Genomic DNA, 3622 nt, shown 5'->3' on the forward strand with positions numbered 1-3622 from the left:
GACCAGGCCGTGCCGTCGGCGGCCGCGGCGAAGGACTTGATCCTGCCGTCGCGGGCCAGGCCGCTCTGCCGGGAGAAGTCGACGAAGCCGCCCGGGGTCGCGGTCACCGTGGAGCCGCCGGCCAGCGCAAGCGTGGACTCGCCCCGGCGGACCGACTGCACGGCCAGGTGCAGGGCCACCAGCGAGGAGGAGCAGGCGGTGTCCACCGACAGCGCGGGGCCCTCGAAGCCGAAGGTGTACGCGATGCGGCCGGACGCCACGCTGGTGAGCTTGCTCGTCAGGAGGTAGCCCTCGAACTCCTCGGGGCCGTCCAGCCCGAGATAGCTCTGCTCCACCACGCCTGCGAACACACCGACCTGGCTGCCCTTCAGCGTGGCCGGGTCGATCCCGGCATGCTCGAAGGTCTCCCAGGCGGTCTCCAGCAGCACGCGCTGCTGGGGGTCCATCGACAGCGCCTCACGCGGGGAGATCCCGAAGAAGCCCGCGTCGAACTGGGCGGCTCCGTCCAGGAATCCGCCCTCTCGGGTGTAGGAGGTGCCGGGCGTTGCGGGGTCCGGGTCGTACAGCTTCTCCAGATCCCAGCCGCGGTCGGCGGGAAACTCCGATATGGCGTCGACCCCGCCGGTGACCAGCTGCCACAGCTCGTCGGGCGAGGTCACCCCGCCGGGAAAGCGGCAGCCCATACCGACGATCGCCACCGGCTCCTCGCTGCCCGCCTCCAGCTCCGCGAGCCGCGCCCGGGCCTTTTGCAGGTCAGCCGTGACCCATTTGAGGTACTCGACCAGCTTCTCTTCATTGGACATGGGAAATCAATCTCTCCTCGAGACAAGGAAGTCGGTGAGAACCGTCACCCGGAGCGGCCGAGCTGGTTGTCGATGAAGCTGAAGATGTCGTCCGTGGAAGCCGATTCGAGCTTGCTCGCCAGCTCGGCCTCCGCCGCGGCCGATCCGCCGGTCTCGTTGAGCTTCGCCAGCAGGGTCTGCAGGCGTACGGAGACCGAAGCGCGGTCCGGGTCGTCCTTGCCGAGGCCCGGCAGCAGTGCCTCCAGCTTCTCCAGCTCGGACAGCAACGGCTTCTGCACCTCCGCGTCCGGCGGCGCCAGCCGCTCGTTCAGATGGGCGGCGAGGGCGCCCGGGGTGGGGTGGTCGAAGACGAGGGTGGCGGCGAGCTGGATGCCGGTAGCTGTGCCGAGGCGGTTGCGGAGATCGACCGCGGTCAGCGAGTCGAACCCCAGGTCCTGGAATGCGCGTTCGGCTTCGATGGCATCCGGGTCGGTGCGGCCGAGTACGGCGGCCACGGCATTGCGCACGAGCTGGATCAAATACTGGTCCCGTTCCACCGCGGGAAGTGCCGCAAGCCGGTCCGCCGGCGTCTGGGCCGGGGCGCCACCGGGCAACTGTGCGGTACGGCGGGGGGCGACGCCGGCCAGCGTCCGCAGCAGGGCGGGGACCTCGCCCCTGGCGCGTACTGCGGCGAGGCCGACGGGGGTGCCCACGAGGGCCGCCCGGCCGGCGGCGAGCGCCCGGTCGAACAGCGAGAGTCCCTCCACCCAGGCGATCGGCCGGAAGCCGTCCCGGGCCAGCCGGTTGAGGCCGGTCTCGCCCACGTCCCGGTTGATGCCGCCCGGTACCGACCACAGGCCCCAGGCGATCGAGGTGGCCGGCAGGCCCTGGGTCTTGCGGTGCTGGGCGAGGCCGTCCAGGAAGGCGTTGGCGGCGGCGTAGTTGGCCTGGCCCGGGCCGCCGAAGACGCCCACCGTCGAGGAGAAGAGCACAAACGCGGCGAGGTCGAGGCCACGGGTCAGTTCGTGCAGGTGCCAGGCCGCGTCCACCTTGGGCCGCAGCACCGCGTCCAGCCGCTCCGGAGTCAGTGCCGGGATCAAGCCGTTGTCGAGGACACCGGCAGTGTGCACGACACCCGTGAGCGGATGCTCGGCCGGAATGTCCGCGAGGACCTTCACGAGCGCGTCGCGGTCGGTGACGTCGGCGGCGACGACGCTCACGTGTGCGCCGAGCACCCGGAGGTCGTCCACCACCTCGGCCAGGCCCTCGGCGTCCTCGCCGCTGCGGCTGACGAGCAGCAGCCGGGAGATGCCGTGACTGGCCACGAGGTGCCGCGCGAAGACCGAGCCGAGAGCTCCTGTGCCGGTGACGAGGACCGTACCGTCGGTGTTCCAGGCCGGGGCATCCGGCGCCTTCGCGGTGGTCGGACGGCGTTGGAGCCGGGGCAGCAGCGCCTTGCCGGCGCGGACCGCAGCCTGGGACTCGCCGGAGGCGACGAGCCCGTCCAACAGGGCACTGGACAGTGGGGCGTCGGTGTCGATCACTGTGATCCGGTCGGGTGCCTCGGACTGCGCCGAGCGCAGCAGTCCCCAGACCGCGGACGCCTCGAGGTCGATGACGTCCTCGTCCGTGGTTCCGACAGCGCCGCGGGTGACGACGACGAGCCGGGCGCTGGCGAGGCGGTCGTCGGCCAGCCACTCCTGGAGCACGGTGAGCAGGCGGCGGGTGCCGGCGCGGACCGAGCCGATCACGTCGCCGGGGGCGGTGGACGCCCATGGCAACAGGACGGCTTCGACACGCTTACCGGCCTCGACAGCCTCGGCGACCGAGACGATGTCGTCGTACCGGTCCACCGCCCAGTCCATCGCGGCGAAGTCGGCCAGGGTGTCCGGGGCACCGGGCTGTCCGCCGTTCAGCGCGCTCCAGCGGAGCGGTCCGCCGGACTGCGGGGGGGCGGCCGGCGCCCAGCCGACCTGGAACAGCGAGTCGCTGCCGGTGCTGTCCACGGCGGAGGTGAACTGCTCGGTGGGGATCTCACGGAACACGACGGAGTCCACAGAGGCGACCAACTGTCCCTGACCATCAGCCAGTTGCAGTGACACGCTGTACTTTCCCAGCTCGGTCACCCGGGCCTGTACGGCAGTGGCGCCGGTGGCGTGCAGCCGGACTCCATACCAGTCGCCGGGGACGAGGACCGTGCCCTTCTCCGCGGTGGAGCTGCGGCTGGGGATGACCGCGTCAAGCAGGATCGGGTGCAGGCCGTAGCGGCTGGCCTCCTCGTGGAACTCCTCGGGCAGCCGGAACTCGACGGTCTTCCCTTCGGCGTCGGCGGCCCATTCGCCCACGCCCGCCTCGGCGTTCTCGGGGAAGTAGTAGCCCTCGGCATGCATGGTCCACGGGGCGTCGGCAACATCCGGCCGGGAGTAGAGGCACAGGCAGCGCCGCTCGGAGTCGTCGTGGGTGCCCGCGCGGACCTGGAGCTGGAGTTGCCCTTCCTCGGGCAGCACCAGCGGCACCATCAGATTCAGCTCGTCGATGACCGGGTAGCCGATTTCGTCGCCGGCGTGGATCGCCAGTTCCACCAGGGCGGAGGAGGGCAGGACGGGTGAGCCGAGGACGGTGTGGTTCACCAGCCAGGGGTGTGTCTCGAGGGACAGCCGGCTGGTGAACAGGATCTGGTTGGCACCGGCGACGGTGATGGGCGAGCCGAGCATCGGGTGGCCGTTCGCAGCGTTCGTGGAGGTGTCCGGCTGCGCCGGGACTGACTCCAGCCAGTAGCGCTCGCGCTGGAAGGGGTAGGTGGGCAGGGCGACGCGCCGGGCGCCGCTGTCGGCGAAGAA

The 3622-nt window shown here is 71.2% G+C and carries 2 protein-coding genes; both read right to left on the minus strand.

Annotated features, from left to right (window positions below; all coding sequences use genetic code 11):
* A partial coding sequence (locus tag NLX86_RS34125; RefSeq protein WP_254375706.1) for a beta-ketoacyl synthase N-terminal-like domain-containing protein occupies positions 1–803 on the minus strand: 803 nt, incomplete at its 3' end.
* A gap of 44 nt (positions 804–847) precedes the next feature.
* Positions 848–3622, minus strand: a 2775-nt coding sequence (locus NLX86_RS34130; RefSeq protein ID WP_254375707.1) for a type I polyketide synthase, incomplete at its 5' end; no start/stop codon positions are given.

Origin of the sequence: Streptomyces sp. A3M-1-3 (assembly GCF_024213665.1) — a bacterium.
Taxonomy (GTDB): domain Bacteria; phylum Actinomycetota; class Actinomycetes; order Streptomycetales; family Streptomycetaceae; genus Streptomyces.